Source organism: Exiguobacterium sp. s193 (assembly GCF_018618755.1).
Lineage (GTDB): Bacteria > Bacillota > Bacilli > Exiguobacteriales > Exiguobacteriaceae > Exiguobacterium_A.
The window spans coordinates 158,819-176,751 of sequence record NZ_JACSMR010000004.1 but is presented as its reverse complement, the minus strand read 5'-3'; the positions used below and the strand labels follow the sequence as shown (position 1 = coordinate 176,751).

General features: G+C 51.4%; 20 protein-coding genes and 1 pseudogene. 10 read left to right on the top strand and 11 right to left on the bottom strand.

The window, feature by feature from the left end:
- Positions 1-319: pseudogene (locus KNQ04_RS08120) on the bottom strand (copper amine oxidase); the annotation flags it as partial.
- Positions 320-640: 321 nt separating this feature from the next.
- Here KNQ04_RS08120 and KNQ04_RS08115 point away from each other — a divergent pair.
- The 4 genes from KNQ04_RS08115 to KNQ04_RS08100 all read left to right on the top strand — a co-directional run bounded on the left by KNQ04_RS08115 (position 641) and on the right by KNQ04_RS08100 (position 4,477).
- Entirely contained in the window at positions 641-2,014 is a 1,374-nt protein-coding gene (locus tag KNQ04_RS08115; protein WP_251136938.1) for a PepSY-associated TM helix domain-containing protein, read from the top strand.
- A complete protein-coding gene (locus KNQ04_RS08110; RefSeq protein ID WP_214849211.1) occupies positions 2,011-2,463 on the top strand; it encodes a hypothetical protein in 453 nt (150 codons plus the stop codon). Before KNQ04_RS08115 ends, KNQ04_RS08110 begins: the two co-directional genes overlap by 4 nt.
- Positions 2,464-2,589: 126 nt before the next feature.
- Entirely contained in the window at positions 2,590-3,960 is a 1,371-nt protein-coding gene (locus tag KNQ04_RS08105; protein WP_214849208.1) for a copper amine oxidase, read from the top strand.
- 253 nt (positions 3,961-4,213) lie between these two features.
- Positions 4,214-4,477 (top strand): hypothetical protein, encoded by a 264-nt coding sequence (locus KNQ04_RS08100; protein WP_214849205.1) that lies wholly within the window; start codon positions 4,214-4,216, stop codon positions 4,475-4,477.
- Positions 4,478-4,532: 55 nt separating this feature from the next.
- Here the strand turns inward: KNQ04_RS08100 and KNQ04_RS08095 are convergent, their stop codons facing one another.
- Positions 4,533-6,323 (bottom strand): acyltransferase family protein, encoded by a 1,791-nt coding sequence (locus KNQ04_RS08095; protein WP_214849197.1) that lies wholly within the window; start codon positions 6,321-6,323, stop codon positions 4,533-4,535.
- 192 nt (positions 6,324-6,515) lie between these two features.
- On the opposite strand from KNQ04_RS08095, the gene KNQ04_RS08090 reads away from it, so the two are divergent.
- Positions 6,516-7,109: a DedA family protein gene (locus tag KNQ04_RS08090; RefSeq protein ID WP_214849193.1), complete on the top strand. Its 594-nt coding sequence runs from the start codon at positions 6,516-6,518 to the stop codon at positions 7,107-7,109.
- A 169-nt stretch (positions 7,110-7,278) separates the two neighbouring features.
- Here KNQ04_RS08090 and KNQ04_RS08085 read toward each other — a convergent pair whose 3' ends face one another.
- From KNQ04_RS08085 to KNQ04_RS08075, 3 genes are read right to left on the bottom strand one after another with little or no spacing between them, the layout of a single operon-like run.
- Positions 7,279-8,622 carry a sensor histidine kinase gene (locus KNQ04_RS08085; protein ID WP_214849190.1) on the bottom strand — a complete coding sequence of 448 codons (1,344 nt, stop codon included), beginning with the start codon at positions 8,620-8,622 and terminating at the stop codon, positions 7,279-7,281.
- A complete protein-coding gene (locus KNQ04_RS08080) occupies positions 8,619-9,308 on the bottom strand; it encodes a response regulator transcription factor (RefSeq protein WP_214849187.1) in 690 nt (229 codons plus the stop codon). Before KNQ04_RS08080 ends, KNQ04_RS08085 begins: the two co-directional genes overlap by 4 nt.
- Positions 9,283-9,858: a class I SAM-dependent methyltransferase gene (locus KNQ04_RS08075; protein ID WP_214849185.1), complete on the bottom strand. Its 576-nt coding sequence runs from the start codon at positions 9,856-9,858 to the stop codon at positions 9,283-9,285. The genes KNQ04_RS08080 and KNQ04_RS08075 overlap by 26 nt, the downstream gene beginning before the upstream one ends.
- Before the next feature lie 164 nt (positions 9,859-10,022).
- On the opposite strand from KNQ04_RS08075, the gene KNQ04_RS08070 reads away from it, so the two are divergent.
- The 3 genes from KNQ04_RS08070 to KNQ04_RS08060 are packed head-to-tail and all read left to right on the top strand — an operon-like array spanning position 10,023 to position 12,443.
- Positions 10,023-11,081, top strand: a complete 1,059-nt coding sequence (locus KNQ04_RS08070; RefSeq protein ID WP_214849183.1) for a bifunctional transcriptional activator/DNA repair enzyme AdaA — start codon at positions 10,023-10,025, stop codon at positions 11,079-11,081.
- Positions 11,068-12,111 (top strand): DNA alkylation repair protein, encoded by a 1,044-nt coding sequence (locus tag KNQ04_RS08065; protein WP_214849181.1) that lies wholly within the window; start codon positions 11,068-11,070, stop codon positions 12,109-12,111. The genes KNQ04_RS08070 and KNQ04_RS08065 overlap by 14 nt, the downstream gene beginning before the upstream one ends.
- Positions 12,112-12,113: 2 nt before the next feature.
- Positions 12,114-12,443, top strand: coding sequence for a hypothetical protein (locus KNQ04_RS08060; protein WP_214849179.1), 330 nt, complete (start codon positions 12,114-12,116; stop codon positions 12,441-12,443).
- A 51-nt stretch (positions 12,444-12,494) separates the two neighbouring features.
- Here the strand turns inward: KNQ04_RS08060 and KNQ04_RS08055 are convergent, their stop codons facing one another.
- Positions 12,495-12,791: a hypothetical protein gene (locus KNQ04_RS08055; protein ID WP_214849175.1), complete on the bottom strand. Its 297-nt coding sequence runs from the start codon at positions 12,789-12,791 to the stop codon at positions 12,495-12,497.
- A gap of 22 nt (positions 12,792-12,813) precedes the next feature.
- Positions 12,814-13,395: a DEAD/DEAH box helicase family protein gene (locus KNQ04_RS08050; protein ID WP_214849172.1), complete on the bottom strand. Its 582-nt coding sequence runs from the start codon at positions 13,393-13,395 to the stop codon at positions 12,814-12,816.
- 137 nt (positions 13,396-13,532) lie between these two features.
- Here KNQ04_RS08050 and KNQ04_RS08045 point away from each other — a divergent pair, with 137 nt between their 5' ends.
- Entirely contained in the window at positions 13,533-14,060 is a 528-nt protein-coding gene (locus tag KNQ04_RS08045; protein WP_214849169.1) for an NUMOD4 domain-containing protein, read from the top strand.
- A gap of 71 nt (positions 14,061-14,131) precedes the next feature.
- Here the strand turns inward: KNQ04_RS08045 and KNQ04_RS08040 are convergent, their stop codons facing one another.
- Positions 14,132-14,317 (bottom strand): hypothetical protein, encoded by a 186-nt coding sequence (locus tag KNQ04_RS08040; RefSeq protein ID WP_214849166.1) that lies wholly within the window; start codon positions 14,315-14,317, stop codon positions 14,132-14,134.
- A 159-nt stretch (positions 14,318-14,476) separates the two neighbouring features.
- Between KNQ04_RS08040 and KNQ04_RS08035 the strand changes: the two genes are divergently transcribed.
- The gene (locus KNQ04_RS08035; protein WP_214849164.1) at positions 14,477-15,562 is read left to right on the top strand and encodes a GGDEF domain-containing protein; all 1,086 of its coding nucleotides are present in this window, start codon (positions 14,477-14,479) and stop codon (positions 15,560-15,562) included.
- 38 nt (positions 15,563-15,600) lie between these two features.
- Here KNQ04_RS08035 and KNQ04_RS08030 read toward each other — a convergent pair whose 3' ends face one another.
- From KNQ04_RS08030 to KNQ04_RS08020, 3 genes are all read right to left on the bottom strand, one after another.
- Positions 15,601-16,632: a DNA/RNA non-specific endonuclease gene (locus KNQ04_RS08030; RefSeq protein WP_214849161.1), complete on the bottom strand. Its 1,032-nt coding sequence runs from the start codon at positions 16,630-16,632 to the stop codon at positions 15,601-15,603.
- 219 nt (positions 16,633-16,851) lie between these two features.
- The gene (locus KNQ04_RS08025; RefSeq protein WP_214849158.1) at positions 16,852-17,262 is read right to left on the bottom strand and encodes an NUDIX hydrolase; all 411 of its coding nucleotides are present in this window, start codon (positions 17,260-17,262) and stop codon (positions 16,852-16,854) included.
- The gene (locus tag KNQ04_RS08020) at positions 17,205-17,918 is read right to left on the bottom strand and encodes a Type 1 glutamine amidotransferase-like domain-containing protein (protein ID WP_214849155.1); all 714 of its coding nucleotides are present in this window, start codon (positions 17,916-17,918) and stop codon (positions 17,205-17,207) included. Before KNQ04_RS08020 ends, KNQ04_RS08025 begins: the two co-directional genes overlap by 58 nt.
- Positions 17,919-17,933: the final 15 nt, after the last annotated feature.

Sequence of the window (17,933 nt, the reverse complement as noted above, 5' to 3'; positions counted from 1 at the left end):
TTGCACCTTCGTCGCCATAGACTGAAGCGATTGCCGGTGTCATGTCGAGTGCGTTTTGTTTGAGTGCTGCTTCGTAGTATTCTGCATCTTTCGAACCATCATATTGTTTTTTCATGTCCATGACGGCGAGCACGAAGTGCTCAGAAAGCAATTGGTCGAGTGTCGCACGAAGGTCTGCCGCTTTCGTCTTGACCGTGACGTTTTTTGCTTTGTCCTCATGCATCATGTCGTCTGAACCGCCTGACGCGAATGCTGCCGTTCCTGGTAATACGAGTGCTGCTGCCATTGCTGATGCTGCGAATTTTTTAGTGTGTTTCATTTGTAATCATCCTTTCAAATTTGGGTTTTATTTTAACCAATCTGGTAATTCGTTTCCTCATCGTTCTGAACAGCATACGCACCCGGATTTCGTTTGGATTTAAAAAAAGCAAAAAAAGTGAAATCTTTTTTAAGTCATTTGTGGAATCTATGAAAAAAGACTCCAGTATGTGTGCATTTTCTTCATAGGGACTACGCAGAAACAACACTGGATTGGCAAGAATTCGTCATAGTGTGTTAAAAGTTGGCTTGATGTAACCGCTTATAATTAAAGGCGTGTTCAAATGTGGGACATATATAGGAAAGAATGGGGGATATTATCATGAAAGAACGGGATCAAGCTTCGCGCGTGCGGCAGAGCTGGTACCAATCGATGTGGCGGTGGCACTTTTATGCAGGCATTATTTTTGCTCCGATTTTTATCATACTTGCCGTCACAGGATCGATTTACTTATTTAAACCGCAACTTGAAGACATGCTGTACCGTGACATGATCTTCACGGAAGAGACAGGGCAACGTTTGCCGCTCGAAGATCAGATGAAAGCCGTCACGGATAAATATCCGGAGGCGGGTATTTCTTCGCTTGGTCAGTTTGAGCAGGGAGACCGGACGACACGGATTGGCGTGACGTTCAAAGAAGAGTCAGGGTATGTCTATGTTGATCCATACACGGGTGAAGTAACGGGGAAACGGCTTGGGGCAGGACCACTTGGCTTCATCAAAACGCTGCATGGCGAACTATTCGCTGGAAAAGTCGGAAACCTTCTCGTCGAACTTGCGGCGAGTTGGGCAATCATTTTATTGGTTACAGGAACGTATCTCTTTTGGCCACGTGGGAAAACCGGCAGCTTCAAGCGTGTATTTTTCCCGTCTTTCAGACAGAAGAACGGATCACGCAATTTTTGGAAGGGTCTTCATGGTTCAGTTGCCGTCTGGTCAACGATCGGATTACTCGTGATCATCGGTTCCGGACTCGCGTGGTCCGGTGTCGCAGGTCAGTGGATCAATACGATTGCGACGAAAGCCAATTCGAACTATCCACAGTTTGCGTACGGACCGGATGAAAGTATGGCGTCAAAAATCGTCACGAAGGACATTGCGACGGATATTCCTTGGGCGACACAAAACGACGTGGTTCCGAGTTCGGGACCAGCCCGACCGTTGTCATTGTCTGTGACGGAAGTCGCGGCTGAAGCGAAACAGTTAGGGATGGGACGCCCGTATCAAATTACACTTCCAAAAGGGGAGGCAGGGGTCTATACGTTATCCTCTCTTCAAAGTGCGCCAACCAAAGAAGCGACGATTAACCTCGATCAATATTCGGGAACGGTCTTATCCAATGTCTCCTATGCAGATTACGGATTACTTGCGAAGGGCATTACGCTTGGGATTGGTTTTCATGAAGGACGGTTGTTTGGCGTCTTGAATCAACTCGTCGGATTAGCACTGTGTCTAGGATTGATTTTCATCGTCGTCAGTTCATTTGTTTTATGGTGGAAACGCCGAAATGGTGCGGGAAAACTATCGGCACCAAAATGGGCCAGTGATCAACGCGTTCAAAAAATCGTTGCCGGCTTGATTGTAGTGATCAGTTTGACGATGCCACTCGCGGCACTGTCGGTCTTTGCAATCCTCGTACTCGATTTCTTGATTTTCACGCGCCGACGCAGAGGAAATAAGGAGGCAGCAGCATGAAGCGAGTCGTATTAACAGGTTTATTCGCCAGTAGTATGGTGTTACTAGCCGGGTGTCAATTCGAGACAAAAGCGGCTGCGCCTGCGATGAAAGTCGGACTTTACGCACCGGAGAAAATTGCGGCAGACAAGAACACGACGGTCGCACTTGAAATTGAGAACCCGCAAGCCATCGATCAGGTTCATGTTCAAGTTACACCAGTAGGAAGTGATAAGACAGAAACGTATAGGACAGAACAGAAACAGGGACATTATGTCAGCAGTGTTCCCTTTAAAAAAGCTGGTGTCTATCTCGTCAACGGCATGGTGCATGTCGGTTCGCATGTCTACACACCAAAAGCACTCGTTCAAGTGGGAGATGTGTCAGAAAAAGAGCTCGAGGCGGCACAGAACTTATTGAATCAGGCCGTACCGGCAGGGGAACAGACGGATCACCATGGACATCATTAATGGGAAATAAGGACTTCGCTGCCGAAGTCTTTATTTTTTCGGAAAAAATATTAAAAATCAAAACTATTTGTGAACTTCTTACGTTATCTATGTGTAGTCCAAAAAAAACAAAGGGGTGTTTACAAGATGAAAATGAAAAAGTCGTTTCTCGCAGTTCCACTCAGTGCCGCATTGTTGATTCCGGCAGCTGGTGTCAGTGCCCATGGTCATGAAGATCACAGCAAGATGGCCAGCTCAGGAAAAATGTCTCTCGATGTCTCTTCACCAGCGTCCGATCTCCGGGCGACACTCGATCAGCTTCTCTCGGAACATGCCTACCTCGCAGTCGTTGCGATGCAAAAAGGAATTGATGGAAAAGATGACTTTGAACAAGCAGCAGGTGCTTTGAGTCAAAACACGGATGACCTTTCTGCCGCCGTTGGCTCAGTATACGGCGACGAAGCAGGCGAAGCATTCAAAGAAATTTGGTCGAGCCATATCGGTTACTTCGTTGATTACGTCAAAGCGACAGGAGCGAAAGATGAGGAAGCGAAACAAAAAGCGCTCGATGACCTCGATTCCTACCGTGTCGAACAAGCAGCCTTTTTAGATAAAGCGACAGAAGGACGGCTTAAAGCAGCCGATCTCGAAGGTGGCTTAAAAGTCCACGTCACACAGCTCCTGACATCGTTCGATAGTTACGTCGCGGGGGATTACGATGCGACGTACAGCAATCTCCGGAAAGCAATCGAGCATATGTATATGGTCGGAGAAGGATTATCCGGTGCAATTGTCGATCAATACCCGGATAAATTTAAAAATACGAAAGTCGATACACCTGCAGCCGACCTCCGTGCTGGTCTGAACCATAATTTCTCAGAACATGCGGCCCTTGCGATCTTGGCGATGCAAAAAGGAATCGATGGAGCAAAAGACTTTGATGCAGCTGCCGGAGCACTCAGTGAAAATACGGATGACCTGACAGCATCGATCGGTTCCGTTTACGGTAGCGATGCAGCGAAAGAATTTAAAAAAATCTGGTCAAGTCACATCGGTTACTTTGTTGACTACGTCAAAGCAACAGGGGCGAAAGATGATGATGCACGTGACATGGCTGTCAAAGAGCTCGACGAATACCGTGTCGAACAAGCGGCGTTCCTCGATGCCGCAACGGAAGGTCGCCTGAAGTCGAAAGACCTGGAAGAAGGCTTGAAGATGCACGTTGATCAATTGTTACTCGCCTTCAACAGCTACAACGAAAAGGACTACGACAAAACGTACCCGGCGATTCGTGAAGCTTACGGTCACATGTACGGAGTCGGAGAAGGAACAGCGACGGCAATCGTCGATCAGTTCCCGGATAAATTCCAAGGTACGCCAGCAAGCATGCCGAACACAGGACTTGGTGGAACCACTGAAACGCAATCGTCAGCCGGTATCTTATGGTCACTGTTCGGAATCGCTGCTGCTTCAATCCTCGGATTCTTTGCACTCCGCGGTCGTCGCGAACAACAATAAGTCATTTAACGGGGTGACTCAAAAGAGTCACGTGAAGCGAGTGCGTTCTTTTGGACGAGAGGAGGGTGGCGGATGTAAGATCTGCCACCCTTGTCTGTGTGGAGATTGACTTTTAAGTCAGTTCCATGAGGTTGTAGACCCGGTGTTTCTGGATGATCGAAGTTTCGATTCCTACTCCCTTCTGTTTTTTGCGAAACGAATCTCTGTTAGAGGATGTACCATTAAAATAGAAATCAAGAAAGGGGGAGGAATGATGAAACAGAGCGTCGGTATGGTCCTACTGATCTTCATCGTATTTACTTCATCGATGACACCAGCTCGTGCAACGCAACTACATGAGCCGGTGTTTGAACATTTGTTGCAGGATCCATTGACGTCAGGCGAAGTCATCCCGGTCGAAGATCGTGCAGTTGAACCAGGTATCGTCCCACGCCTCTTACCGTGGGTCGTCAGTAGTTTGTTACTCAGTGCGTTCGTGACGTTCCTCCTCCTGCGTCGTAAGCCAAAACGGCATTAAAAAAGAAACGACCCGCTACTTCCGCTATTTCAGACGGAAAAAGCGGGTCATTTTTTTATTTTGTTGTCGCGGCACAACCTGTTGCTTCCGCGAGCAGTTTCGAGTATGCCCGGGCTCCCTTGACATTGAGGTGGACCCCGTCCTGCCCGAAGTACGACGGATGTTTGACGGCGACGGCATACCAATCGATGATGGAGACGTGTTTTCGTTTCGCTGCTTGTCTCAGCATCGTGTTGACTTCCTGCTCCCACGGACGCGGCACGCGTGTCGTCACGAGATACACCTGATCGGCGTTCGCGAACTGATTGAGTAGTTCATTTAATTGATCAGGATGGAAACTGCCATTTGTTCCGAGGTGTAAGATGACTTGATGCCCTTTTTGATTGTATGCTGCGTAAGATGCACTGAGGGGAATTGCTTCCCGGAGCTGGCGACCGAGCTTCGCATCGATCGTCAGCTGTCGTAACGTACTTCCGAGATAGTCTTCGACACCGAGTAACACCGAGTCACCGATGGCGACGGTCGGACGACAGCTGTTGTGAACCCGTTTTTTCGGCTTCGGCGTATGATCCTTGACGACAGGCGCCGGTTTCGTATGTGGCGCAGCAACAGTCGGGATGGTTTCCTCTGGTTTCGCATCGCTGACAGCGAGAATCGACAAGTTCCCGATGAAGCTGAACACGAGTACCGCTGTAACCGTCAGCACACCCCACTTCCGGACAGAAAATTGCCGGAACTGCGACGGTGCAAGCTGGAACTGGCGGATGAAACCGATGATTCCGAGATGGCGGATCGGACGTTCGATCCATCGGTACGACAGTTCAGTCACCCCGACCAGGACAAAAACAATCGCAAGACTACGCCAAAGTGAAAACGTCCCGATCTGTTCGACCGGCGTCATCAACGTGATGAGCGGGAAGTGCCACAGGTAAAGACCGTAAGACCGCTTTCCGATCGCAATCAGCCAGGACTGCGAAAACAGACGTTGCCAGAGCGACGCCGGGTGCGCAATCGTCGCAATCAGCAGTCCCGCGGCGACAGCGACGAGGAAAAACCCACCACGGTAGAGAAACTGACCGTATTCACTCGTCATCGTGATGCAGATGACGAAAAACGCGAGCATCGCTGCCCCGGTCATATTCAGTAACCGGACACCGCGCCGGGGAATCGTGCGCTTAAACCGTTGCGGACGCCAAGCGAAGGCAAGCAAGCTGCCGATCAGTAAGGCGAACAGTCGTGTATCCGTCCCGTAGTAGACACGACTCGGATCGGTTCCTGGTGTAAACAAAATCGCCATCAAGAGGACGGATAGGACGACGGCGAGACCGATGCTGCGGAGCAACAAACGTTTGCGTTGTAATCCGAACCAGAGCAGGACGGGGAAAATCAAATAGAACTGTTCTTCGATCGCAAGCGACCACAGGTTTTGAATCGGTGACGGTTTGCCGAACGACTCGAAGTAGGAGACATCATGAAAGATGTACCACCAGTTCGTCAAGTAGACGAGTGCGACAGCACTGTCTTGGCGAAGTGTCGCGACTAAGTCATGTTCGAACAGCGTGACATAGGTCAGGACGAGGACTAACATGACGAACAGTGCCGGAAAAAGCCGGCGCAAGCGCTGGATCCAAAATCGTTTTAAGTCAATTCGTCCCGTCTGGCTCCATTCGGTCAGTAACAAACCGGTGATCAAGTAACCGGATAAGACAAAAAAGAGGTCGACACCAAGAAAACCACCCGTCAGTCCGGGGAGAGACAGATGGTAAAGAATAACAGCGATCACGGCGAACGCGCGTAAACCGTCAAGGCCTGGCATATATGTAGTCGGGCGGTTCAATGATTTCATAAGTAAACAAACTCCTTTAATGCTGTGCCTAAAGAATTACATTCCCTAGTGTATCGAATTCCAATTCGAAAGGAGTGTCGAAGCAGTAACAACCGGAGTTAAGAATTGCTTAAGAAACATCCTGCGGTGAAGTGAAGAAACATCACGGATACTATTCTTATCAGATGAAAACGAAAAGGATGTGACGTGAAAATGGATTGGATGGCTTTTGTTCGGTTAGCAGGTGGCATTATGTTTACTCCGTTATCGGATGACGTATTGATGATGGGACACACGCTACTCGGGGTGACTGAAGGAGTTCATCCTCTGAAGCTGTGGTTGATGACCTGGCCGGTATTCGTGATCGCCTTTACGTGGTTTTACCTGATCGCCCGATTTTTCCGGGAAGTTCCGTTCGTGAAAAAAATCATGAAGTCGCGTTTTTTATCTCAAGCCGAAACGATTCTGGAACGACGTGGGGGATGGGCGATTGGAATATCGTTCTTTTTACCGGGTGTCCGGCATCCGATTCACTACGCTGCAGGATTACTGAACTATCCGCTTGGCCGTTACGTAGCGATTAATGTTGTGGCGGCTGGAGTATATACAGGCGTTTGGACGTTTCTCATTGTCCGGATCGGGAAACTGGTGACGTGGTCGTCCATTATGAATGACGTAACGGAGAATCCGATGCTTCTCGGGCTTGGTTTACTCGGGGGCGTCACGATTCTCGGGTTGCTCGTTAGGCAACACAAACGGGGACGTTCCCTGACGATGCAAGTGACTGGGACACCGCATACTAGATGAACTGAAGGACTGGATCTAAAAGGAATCACGCGCATGCTTTATCAGGCGATCAACGCAAACCCGCTTCCCTGTGCGGACAGGAAAGCGGGTTTTGTTTGTCTCTGACAGGACAGCATCTTACGCGTGTCGCACTTCTGTCCGCGCAAAAATGAACTCCAGCCTCCTCATTTTAATGGAGGGGGAACTGGAGCGTGACGATAAAGCGACCGTCCTGCGAATCAAGACGGAACGTGCCGGAATGACGGGCGACGATTTGTTTTACGATCGACAGTCCAATCCCTGAGCCACCGTTCGAGCGGGAAACGTCTGAATTGACGAAGGGTGTTTCAAACGCCTCTAATTGATCCGGCGTCAACGCATGCTCAATCGCATTGGAGCAAGAAAACAACATATGGTCCGGCTGACGGACGATTTGAAACAGCAGTTGTCCGGTTCCATGCAGTTCTGCATTACGGATCAAATTTTCGATCAACCGGACGATCAGTTGAGGATCGACCTGTAATACGAGTTGTTCCGATCCCTGGTAACGGTAAGACGTATCCGGATGTTGGCTCGCGACCTGGTGGAGCAAGGTCACGAAGTCAACCGGTTCGAGGTGGACCGGGTACTCTTTGTTTGAGAGCTTTGCTAATGCGAATAGCTCGTCAATCCGCGCTGCGAGCGTTTCCGATTGACGGGTCACGATCGATAAAAATTCTGCCCGTTCGGAATCAGACAACGTCTGATTGTGTTCCGACAGCCATTGGATGAAGCCTTGGATTGACGTGAGCGGTGTCCGTAAGTCGTGCGAGAGGCTCGTGATTAAATGGATTTGTTGCGTGAACCGTTCCTGCTCCCGTTTTCGAAGGAGCGTTAATTCGTCACCGACCGTATCGATCGACTGGGCGAAAGCCCTGAATTCACGGGGACCGGCCAGCGGTTCAGGGATGGTTTCCGGGACTGTCGTCGTCAGTCGTTTTAGACGGAGTTCGAGTTGTTTGAACAAATGGGCAATCCAACGCGTCAACAAAAGGATGAACACGATGAATAAGACCAACTGGACCACAAAAAACATCACTGGATTTCCGACTTGGTACTCATTGAGTCGCGGCTTGACCGTTTCAAGAGAAAGAAAATAACCCGGTGTCTCGTCGCCGACGTCGACGGCCGTCATGTAATGGAGTGTCCGGACCTCCGGGCGGTCACCCGGTTCCCGTTCCGTCAACGTTTGTACGTCTAAGAGACGGCTCGGTGTCATCGTCTGCGGAAAGTCCGGCGATGCTGTGAGTAACCGTCCATCTGCGCGATAAATCGCCCACTCATAGTCGCCGGTCGGTTGTGCACCGGATTCATAACGTTTAATGTCTTGTCCGACGCGCTGGGCGATATCCTGTTCGGTCGGGTAGTAGTAACGGGGGACAGTTTTCGCTCCGAGCGGAATCTGACTGGCGATGAGCCAGGCAAGCGTCGTGCTGAGCACTGCGGCTAAAATCAGCATGATCGTCATCCAAACAGTTAATTTAAACCGTCTCATGGCTCGACCTTGTAGCCGACACCCCAAACCGTCTGCAGGTGCCGTGGTTGTTTGGGCGCATCCTCTACTTTTTCGCGGAGTTTGTGCATCAGGACCATCACGGCATTGGTCGCCGAACCGAGCGCCTCTTCTTGCCAAATCCGTTCATAGAGTTCTTCGGCAGGAAAAACACGTTTTGGATGCATCAACAAAAGTGCGAGCACATCAAATTCCCGACGTGTCAAAGCGAGCGGGGTATGGTGCTTGAGGATGAGTCGTTCGTCTGCGCGCAACGTAAACGGTCCGACTTGAAGTGCGCTCGCAGCGACCGGTGGATGGTACTGCTGGACACGTCTCAACATGGCTTTAATCCGTGCTAACACTTCGAGTGGATTAAACGGTTTACCGATGTAATCATCTGCCCCGAACGTCAGACCCTGAATTTTATCAAGGTCTTCTTGTTTGGCAGTCAACATTAAGACGGGAAATGTGTGTCCTGCCTGACGGACGGCTTGAACGGTCGAAAAGCCATCCCGTTTAGGCATCATGACATCGAGTAACATCAAGTCAATCGGATGTGTTTCGACATACTGAAGTGCTTCTTCACCATTGCTTGCTTCAAGTAATTCATAGCCGTCATTTTGCAGGTAAAGCCGCAACAATTGCCGGATATCGGCTTCATCATCGACGATTAAGATGGTAGGCATGTTTTTCCTCCTTTTGGACACCTTCAAAGACATAGGCAGGCGGCAGATTCTGAAACGTAAACGAATAACTGTGCTCAGAAAAGTAACGGTGGAACGTCTTGAAATGAAGGAGGGTATATTGGAAGGCGATGAAGTGACCGCCCGGTTGAAGTAAATCATGAAACGTTTGCAACAGCTGATCGCGAAGGTTTTGCGAAAAAGATGCGAACGGCAAACCACTGACGACCACATCGACACGACCGAGCCAAGCGGGTGGAAAGTCCGTGATGTCACCGATAAAGAGCTGGACGTTCGTTTCCTCTTTAAGCAAAGCCTGGAGTGTTTTCCCGAGCGTCGGATTGCGTTCGCAAATCCAAAGTGTCGTCTCAGGACGCCGTGCGTTGAGCAAGGCTTTTGTGATGGCACCGTCTCCCGCGCCGACTTCGAGAATCACATCAGGATGATCGGCGACGGCACGTTGCGCCATCATCTGGGCCAATCGGGCACTACTTGGGGCGATCGCCCCAACGGATTGCGGCGAATGGACAGCCGCTTTTAAAAAATCAAACATCGAAACCCTACTTTCTTCTTGAGTATATCATCGATGATAGACGCAGTATCTTTCTGAAGACGCCGCAGAATTCTTAAGATTTCCTTAATTAAAAGATTGATGCCTGATTTTCGGCGACATCATGATGAAAGAACTCGGTATACTGAAGAAAAGGAGGGGATCGCATGGATGACCAACGTACAGAAGAGTATTATGCGGCACTCGTCCGCCGGGATGCGACCTATGAAGGACGGTTCTTCGTCGGCGTCAAGACGACGGGCATCTTTTGCCGTCCGTCCTGTCCGGCCCGGAAACCGAAACGCGAGAACTGTGAATTTTACGGGACGGCGAAAGAAGCCTTACTCGCTTCGTATCGCCCGTGCCTGCGCTGTAAACCGTTGTCGTATCCGGGCGAGAGTGACGTCATCAGCCGTCTCGTCGCCGCTGTCGAAGCGACACCGGAAAAACGTTTCAAGGAGGCCGACTTCCGGGAGCTTGGACTCGATGCGTCAACGGCACGGCGCCAATTTAAAAAACGCTTCGGGATGACGTTCGTCGAATATGCCCGCTCACGTCGGATGGGACTGGCGATGAAGGAAATCCGGACCGGGAAACCGGTCATCGAGGCCCAGCTCGCAAGCGGCTACGAATCGAGCAGTGGCTTTCGGGATGCCTTCGCGAAAATCATGGGTGCGACACCGAAACGCTGGGACGGGACCTACTTGCAGGCGAAATGGCTCGATACACCACTCGGTCCGATGCTCGCGATCGCAGACGAGGAAGCCCTCCATTTGCTTGAGTTCGTCGATCGCCGGGGACTGGAACGGGAGATCGAACGGCTTCGTCTCGCGGCACGTGCCGTCATCGTCCCGGGGGAATCGATTATCTTTGAGCAAATCGGACAGGAGCTGGCCGACTATTTCGGCGGGACACTGATTCAGTTTAAGACACCACGTGCCCTTTACGGAACGCCGTTCCAACGGCTCGTTTGGGCCGAGTTGGAGCGCATTCCATCCGGGGAAACGATTTCCTATCAAGAACTTGCCATCCGGATCGGCAATCCACTCGCCGTCCGGGCCGTCGCCCGAGCAAATGGTGCCAATCAACTGGCACTCGTCATCCCGTGTCACCGCGTCATTCGGGCGAACGGCGACTTAGGCGGGTATGCCGGCGGGCTCGCCCGGAAAGCGACGTTACTCGAAACTGAACGACGAAAGGACTTGATTTCACATGGCACTGATTAAAGATGTCTTCTCGGACGACTGGCTCGACCGCCTGGGTCGGGCGCTGGATGCGCCGCGGCTGCAGCAGGACATCAAACAAACCGACTGGGAGGAACTCGCGTTCAAACAACGGGTCCGACGGATTTCGACGTCGCTTGAATCGTATTTGCCACGTGAATTTGATGTGGCGGCGACAGAACTCGAACGGCTTGCCCCGGAGTTCACGGGACTCGCCGGGATCGTATTTCCCGACTACATCGAACTCTACGGCGACGACTGGGACCGGGCGTTACTGGCACTCGAACGGCTGACGCCGTATTCGACGGCGGAGTTCGCCGTCCGGCGGTTTTTACTGACCGACCAAGACCGGTACCTGCAACAAGCACTGCTCTGGAGCACGTCGGACGATGAACATGTCCGGCGCCTGGCATCGGAAGGGACACGACCACGCCTGCCGTGGGGACAGGCGATCCCGTCGTTGATCGCCGATCCGCGTCCCGTCCTGCCGTTGCTCGATGCGTTAGCAGCGGACCGTTCGCTGTACGTCCGTAAGAGTGTCGCCAATCACTTGAATGACATCACGAAAACGCATCCGGAACTTGTGATTGAACGACTCGATCAGCTCGGAAAGAATCCGCAGACGGACTGGGTGTTGCGCTACGCCTCACGGACCTTGCTCAAGCAAGGACATCCGGACGTCCTGAAGGCATTTGGTCTCGTCACGCGCGGGACGGTCACGGTCGATGATTTGACGGTGACACCGTCGCTGCCGATCGGAGGCGAGCTGACGTTTACGTTTGGTCTGACGACGACGGAAGCGCAAATCCTCCGCCTGGAGTATGCGATCGATTACGTCAAACAGCGGAAGATAAGCCGAAAGGTCTTCCGGATCAGTGAACGGCTTGTCGATGGACCGGAGACATTTACGAAACGGCAATCGTTTCGGAACTTGACGACACGCGTCCACTATCCGGGGACGCATCGTGTGACGATCTTGATTAATGGGCAAGCGTACGCAACAGCAACGTTTGAAGTGACAGAGGAGGAGTGAAGATGAACGGACGCCATCCGGACTTTACGACGTCCCGTCTATTCATACAGGCGACAGATATGCAAGATGGATGTGACTGGGTGTTACAGGAACGACGCAGTAGACGAACTGTCGCGACGATTCACTTTCGGGAGCGGGAACTGACCTATCGGGCAGACGATGTCTTTGACATGGACGGTTATCTCAACGAAGCGTTGACAGTCATCACGGCCTATTTAGCACGGACGCTGTTGTTACCGTCCGTCACGGGCCGCGGCGGAGAAGCCGTCGTCTGGGAGAAGAGTGGATTTAAGAGAACGGATGACGGATTTTCGTTAGCCTTGACGCATTAAACCAAAAAGAGGACAACCCGCGTCGCAGACTGCGAAACGGGTTGTCCTTTTTTAAGGTTCCGAGATGCCGTTCGCAAGCAGGAGAAGGTAGACCCAAATCACGAGCGGGAGCAGCAGCATCAGGTTAGCAAGCAGGCTAAAAATCTTGATAAAGTTGTTTTTCGACCGGAGTCCGATCACAAGTGAAATCACATAGCCGACGCCAACGAGCGAATACAGACTGATTGGGACCCAGAGAGTCATGTTCGGGAACGTCCGTCCATTCAGCCCGAAAAACAGCAGGAGGCTAACTAAAAAGAGGAGGAACGTCAGGATAAGTGAGCGGTATTCGTGTGAGTGTGACGTCAAACGGGATTCTCCTTTCGAGACGTTAACTGACGGGTGTGTAAGACCAGCCGAAGCGGGCACAGATTGCTTCGGCACTTTCTGCGGCAGAGCGTCCTTCCGTATCGAGGCGGAAGTAGTTCGGATACGGCAGTTCTCCTGGCAGGGAGGATGTCCGGTAGCCGTCTGCCGTCTCGAGCAAGTCGTTTTCGGAAGCGGCGAGATCCCGTTTCGTAAACTTATGGGCAAGCCGGTTTTCCGTCTTGTTTCGCGCGAGACGTGTCGCGACGGATGCTTCGAGTTCGACGATATAGACGTCGGCACCCGCCTCTTCAAACAATGCGACCGTCTCCTCGATGAATTCGATGCCCCCGCCTTCAACCCCGAACAGGCAGAGGAATGTGAAGAGGACGCCTTCGAGATCACTGACCGCCATCTCCTTGAACATCTCCCGACGGATTAAGTCTTTCAGCCTGTGATGGGCGGGCTTTGAAAAGTCAAAATAGGGCAACAGCAAATCGATCGTCTGGTGGTTATGAAACAACTTCATCCCGGTCAACCGTTCCAGTTCCTGACCGATTGTCATCTTTCCGACGGCCTGAGGACCGAGCAGCAAAACAAATTTCATCGAAAGACCCCGTTTCCTTTTTTTGTTAGATTACCATACAAAACCGGAATATTAAAATTAGAACGTTTGTTCGCTTTATTGTATAATGGGAGTAAGAACTGTTGGCGTTTTAGGACCGAATGGAGGTCATTGTTCATATGGAACATTGGAAGATGGTGCAAGGATATGAGGGGAGTTATCAGGTCTCGACGTCAGGCAACGTCCGTTCTCTCGACCGGATTGTCGAGACGAGCCGCGGCGTCAAACAGCGGCGCACGGGTGTCGTCCTGCGTCCGCGAATCAATCAGGACGGCTACCGAAAAGTGACGTTGTATCAGCAGGGGCGTGGTGAACGGTTTTACGTCGGTGAACTCGTCGCCCGGGCGTTCATCGATCCGACTGCCTGCCAGGAACATCTGCTGCGGGCAGACGCTGACCGCTTGAATGACCAGATTGATAATCTGTCCGTGAAACCGTCCGCGCAACATGCATATACCTCGCTGCTTGAGGAACTTGACTGGTTGCTGACGCGACAGGTCGAACTGACGACGTGGCAGATTCGCGAGATCCGGCGGCGCTACCGGACGGGCGAAGCATCGATTCGGCGACTGGCAATGGTCTATCAGGTGACGGAAAACCGAATCCGCAACATCATCGATAAAAAAGAGGCACAATACGTCGTGTAAACCGTCAATCTGACTAGAAAGATAAAGGGCAGACCGTGGATGTACGGTCTGCCCTTTACATGGATCCGAAATTACGAAGCGAGTGGCAGGTAAGGCACGACGAAGTTGACTGCGGATTGGACGAGATGCTGCGTTTCCTCTTTCGGTTCGGACGTGACGTAGATGATTAAAGCGGCAGCGACGATGACAAAGATGACGATGACGAACCCGATAAAGAACGGCATCTTGCTTTTCCGTTTTTCTTCTTTCATATCCATGCTGACGTCCTCCTTGGTTGAATTGAAAATCGCATGTCAGGTACTGTTTCCCGATTGCGAAAAATGGAAAACCTTTGAAGCGGCTGAAAAAAAGGGAAATATCAGACGATAGAGAAGATAGAACAACAAAGAGTTTATTTTGAAGGGATGTCGTTCAGTATGTTGAGTCAGTTCAACCAGTTTCTGTTAAACTTTTCCCTTTTAATCACGTCCCTGTTGTTTGCTTTTTTACCGATGCGTAACACTTCACGCATTTCGCCGAATTCCTCAATCCGGATTCGGCTTGCCGTCGGACTGATCGCAAGTATAATCGGTGCTTTACTCGTCTTAAATAGTATCTCGTATGATGGGGCGAAGATTGACTTGCGGCTCGTCGCACTCGTCACGGCCTATTATTACGGGGGATGGATCAGTGGGGCGTTGACGACGGTCGCTGTCATTGGGGCCCGTTTTTTAGTCACACCACCCGGCGTCTACCAAGGTTTGATTCTCGCGACACTGATTTGTCTTGCTTTACTCGTCACAGCAAGCATCTATCGCCGGTTCGCCGCCCAGACGTTTAAGGACTACGTGATTCTTCTCGGCATCGGGATCGGCTACAGCTTACCGGCGTTGTATTTGTTGACGGATACGTTCATGCGGTTTCTCGAGATGGCGTTCGTCTATATCATCTTCAACCTGCTCGGGGGCTACGTGACGTATCGTTTCCTGCAGGAACTGCGGAAACATTTCCAGTTCGTCCAGACCCAGCAGGAACTTGCCTTGACGGACAGCCTGACGAATCTCGCCAATCGGCGGAAGCTCGACGAGACGTTAGCCGACTATGACAAACACGGGTATGCCTTTTCCGTCCTGATCGTCGATATCGACTTCTTCAAGTCGGTTAATGACGAATACGGACACGACGGCGGGGATGTCGTCCTCCGGCAACTGAGCCATTTGTTAGCGACCTTTGCGCCGGAACAAGCACTCGTTGCGCGGTATGGCGGTGAAGAATTCGTCGTTGTCTTACCGGACATCGCACATCGCGAGGCGGAACGGATCGGCGAGCGGATCCGGACGGCCTGTGCCGATCAACATTTTGTCTTCAAGCCCTATCCGCCATTCCATGTCACACTTTCGATGGGCGTCGCGTCGTCCGACCAGGGAAAAACGGCGTTCGAAGTCGTCCAACTGGCTGATCAGGCGCTGTATCAGGCGAAGCAGACGGGGCGGAACAAGGTCGTCGGGTATGCATACAGTTGAATCAAAAAAAGGCGGCTCTAAGGAGTCCGCCTTTTTTGTCATTCTCCGACCATCCCGTCATGGTCATTATCCCGCATGTACGGGTAAAGCCAGTGGTCGCTTCGGATCGGCATGCTGAAGCCGGCATCCTTTGCCTCCTGGATCGTGACTTGTCCGTTGCCGTTCGTGTCAACACTCGAGACGTCACCGGTCGGTTCCGACTTCGGTTTAGTTGGTGTCTTTGTTTTCGGTTCTGCCTTCGATTTACTTTCCTTGTTCTCCGTCAGACCGAGCGAGGCGTTGACACCATCCGGGTTGACGTTGTCGAACTTGTCGACGATGACGTTGCCTTTTAAGGTATACGTATATTTGTAACTTGAAGGGATTTGAGTGTTCGTCGTTTCGTAAGTAATGATTGCTTCGAAATTCGTCGCGCCTCCCGCTTTACGGATGTTGTCTTCCATGTAGGCTTGATCGCCGTGGCGGTTGAGCGTACTGTCCTGCGGTGTGATGTTGTAGGCATTCGAGACACCACCAAGCGAATCGGCGATGACATGTCCTTCATCGAGATCACGATGTTCGACACCCGGTACTTTCGCTTCGTCATGATAGTAGCGACCGGCTGACGTCACGTCTTCTGTCGCATCATTTTGTAAGATGATCTTTTTGGCGATGACTTTGACGAGCTGTCCGTGCTTGTTCGTAAATGCCCAGTATTTCCGGTCGCCGAATCCGATATCGACGACGACGTTCGCTTGACGCGATCCGGACAGATCGCCACCGTCGACTTGAATCTGTGTGTAGCCTGCGAATGGATCGTTGTTTGTTGCGGGCGTCTGTTGTGTCGTGTCCGTTTTTTCTTCGGAGTCGTCTTTTTTAGGGGTGGTCTTCTCCGGTGTCTCTTTGACGACCTTCGCGACAGGAGTCGCCTCCTTTTTCAGTTCTGTGACGTCTTCTTTCGCTTCAGGTGCCGTTTCCGTCGGGATTCGCTCCTCAACCTTCAGCTCGGTCGAAGCGTCCTCTTCGTTCGCACACCCCGTCATCAAGAGGACGGTCAGTGGTAAAGCGAGATACGTTATTTTCTTTTTCATGATCAAACTCCTTTCATTTGAACGGTTTCCTCTGTGCTGTTTTCTTCTTCAGATCCCGATTCAAACTAATTTTCAATATATAACAACCTTAATATATATTTGGGTGTATTTAAATAAAATATGTAAATTTACTTAAGCAATCCTTCCGTGAGATGACGAAACAGCGTGACAGGTCCTAGGAGAACAACAAAAAAACACGCCACAGCACGTGACGTGTTTTCAGATTGAGATGAGTTGCGGGAAAATCTGATGCCGCTCAAACTCGGCCAGGATGTTCGGTGCAATCTGTTTCCGGACGTCTGCTTCGTCAGCCCAAAGATAGGCATCGTGTTCGTCGGATAAGCTGACGGCATCGGTTGCCGCCGTACAGAAATAGACGACTAAGATGACTTGGCGGTCCGGGTGGGTCAGGAAGCTTGAGGCATACGCAATCCGGTCGACTGTGACCGTCAAACCGGTCTCTTCCCGGATTTCGCGCAGCAGACTCGATTCCGGGTGTTCCCCGAAATCAACTTTGCCGCCCGGGCATTCCCATGTCCCGCCACCTGAGTCGGCAGCGGCGCGCTGGACGATTAACATTTGGTTGTCGTACCGGATGATGTCTTTGACGGCGGTGACGATGGTCGGCATGTGTGTTCCTCCGTTCGCTTGAGCACAACAGGCAGGGGACCTTCCTGTTGGACGAGTTGATTGTTTTTGAGGTAGATTCCTGTCCGTTCCGGTAAACCGTAGCCGGACAAACTTTCAGTCAACGTGAAAGCCCGTTGTAAATTCGCAGCTTCATCCCAAGCGTCATAATGGACGGAGAGGACAGCGTCCGGTAAGAGACCGAGCCCTTCAAGGACTAAATCTCGACCGTCCCGCTGGTCAATCGCCGGTATCCGGCACTCGTCCGGTGCGAGTAATGCCCCGGCAGAAAAACCGGCGACCGGGACACCAGAGCGGTACCGTTCTTGGATGACGGCGCCGATTGGTGTGTTGAGGATGTAGTCCTGATAATATTCCGTTTCTCCACCCGAGATGATGATGCCTATGCTTTTGCTCAACTGTTGAAGCTGTCCATTAGTCGGATGGGCCGACAACGGCAAGTGGAAAAAGTCAGTTATCCCACAGGCGGCTAACGCATCCGTATAAACCGGTGCGTAACTTGAGAAAGACGAACCGGGACGCGGAACATAAAGTAAGGCGACGGGTCCGGGTCCGTCTACACAATCGGCAAACGCGGCACAGAGTGTTGGCGTGAACGGCGGTCCACTGCCGAATAAGAAGAGATGTTGATCGGTCATGGGAAAGACCTCCTT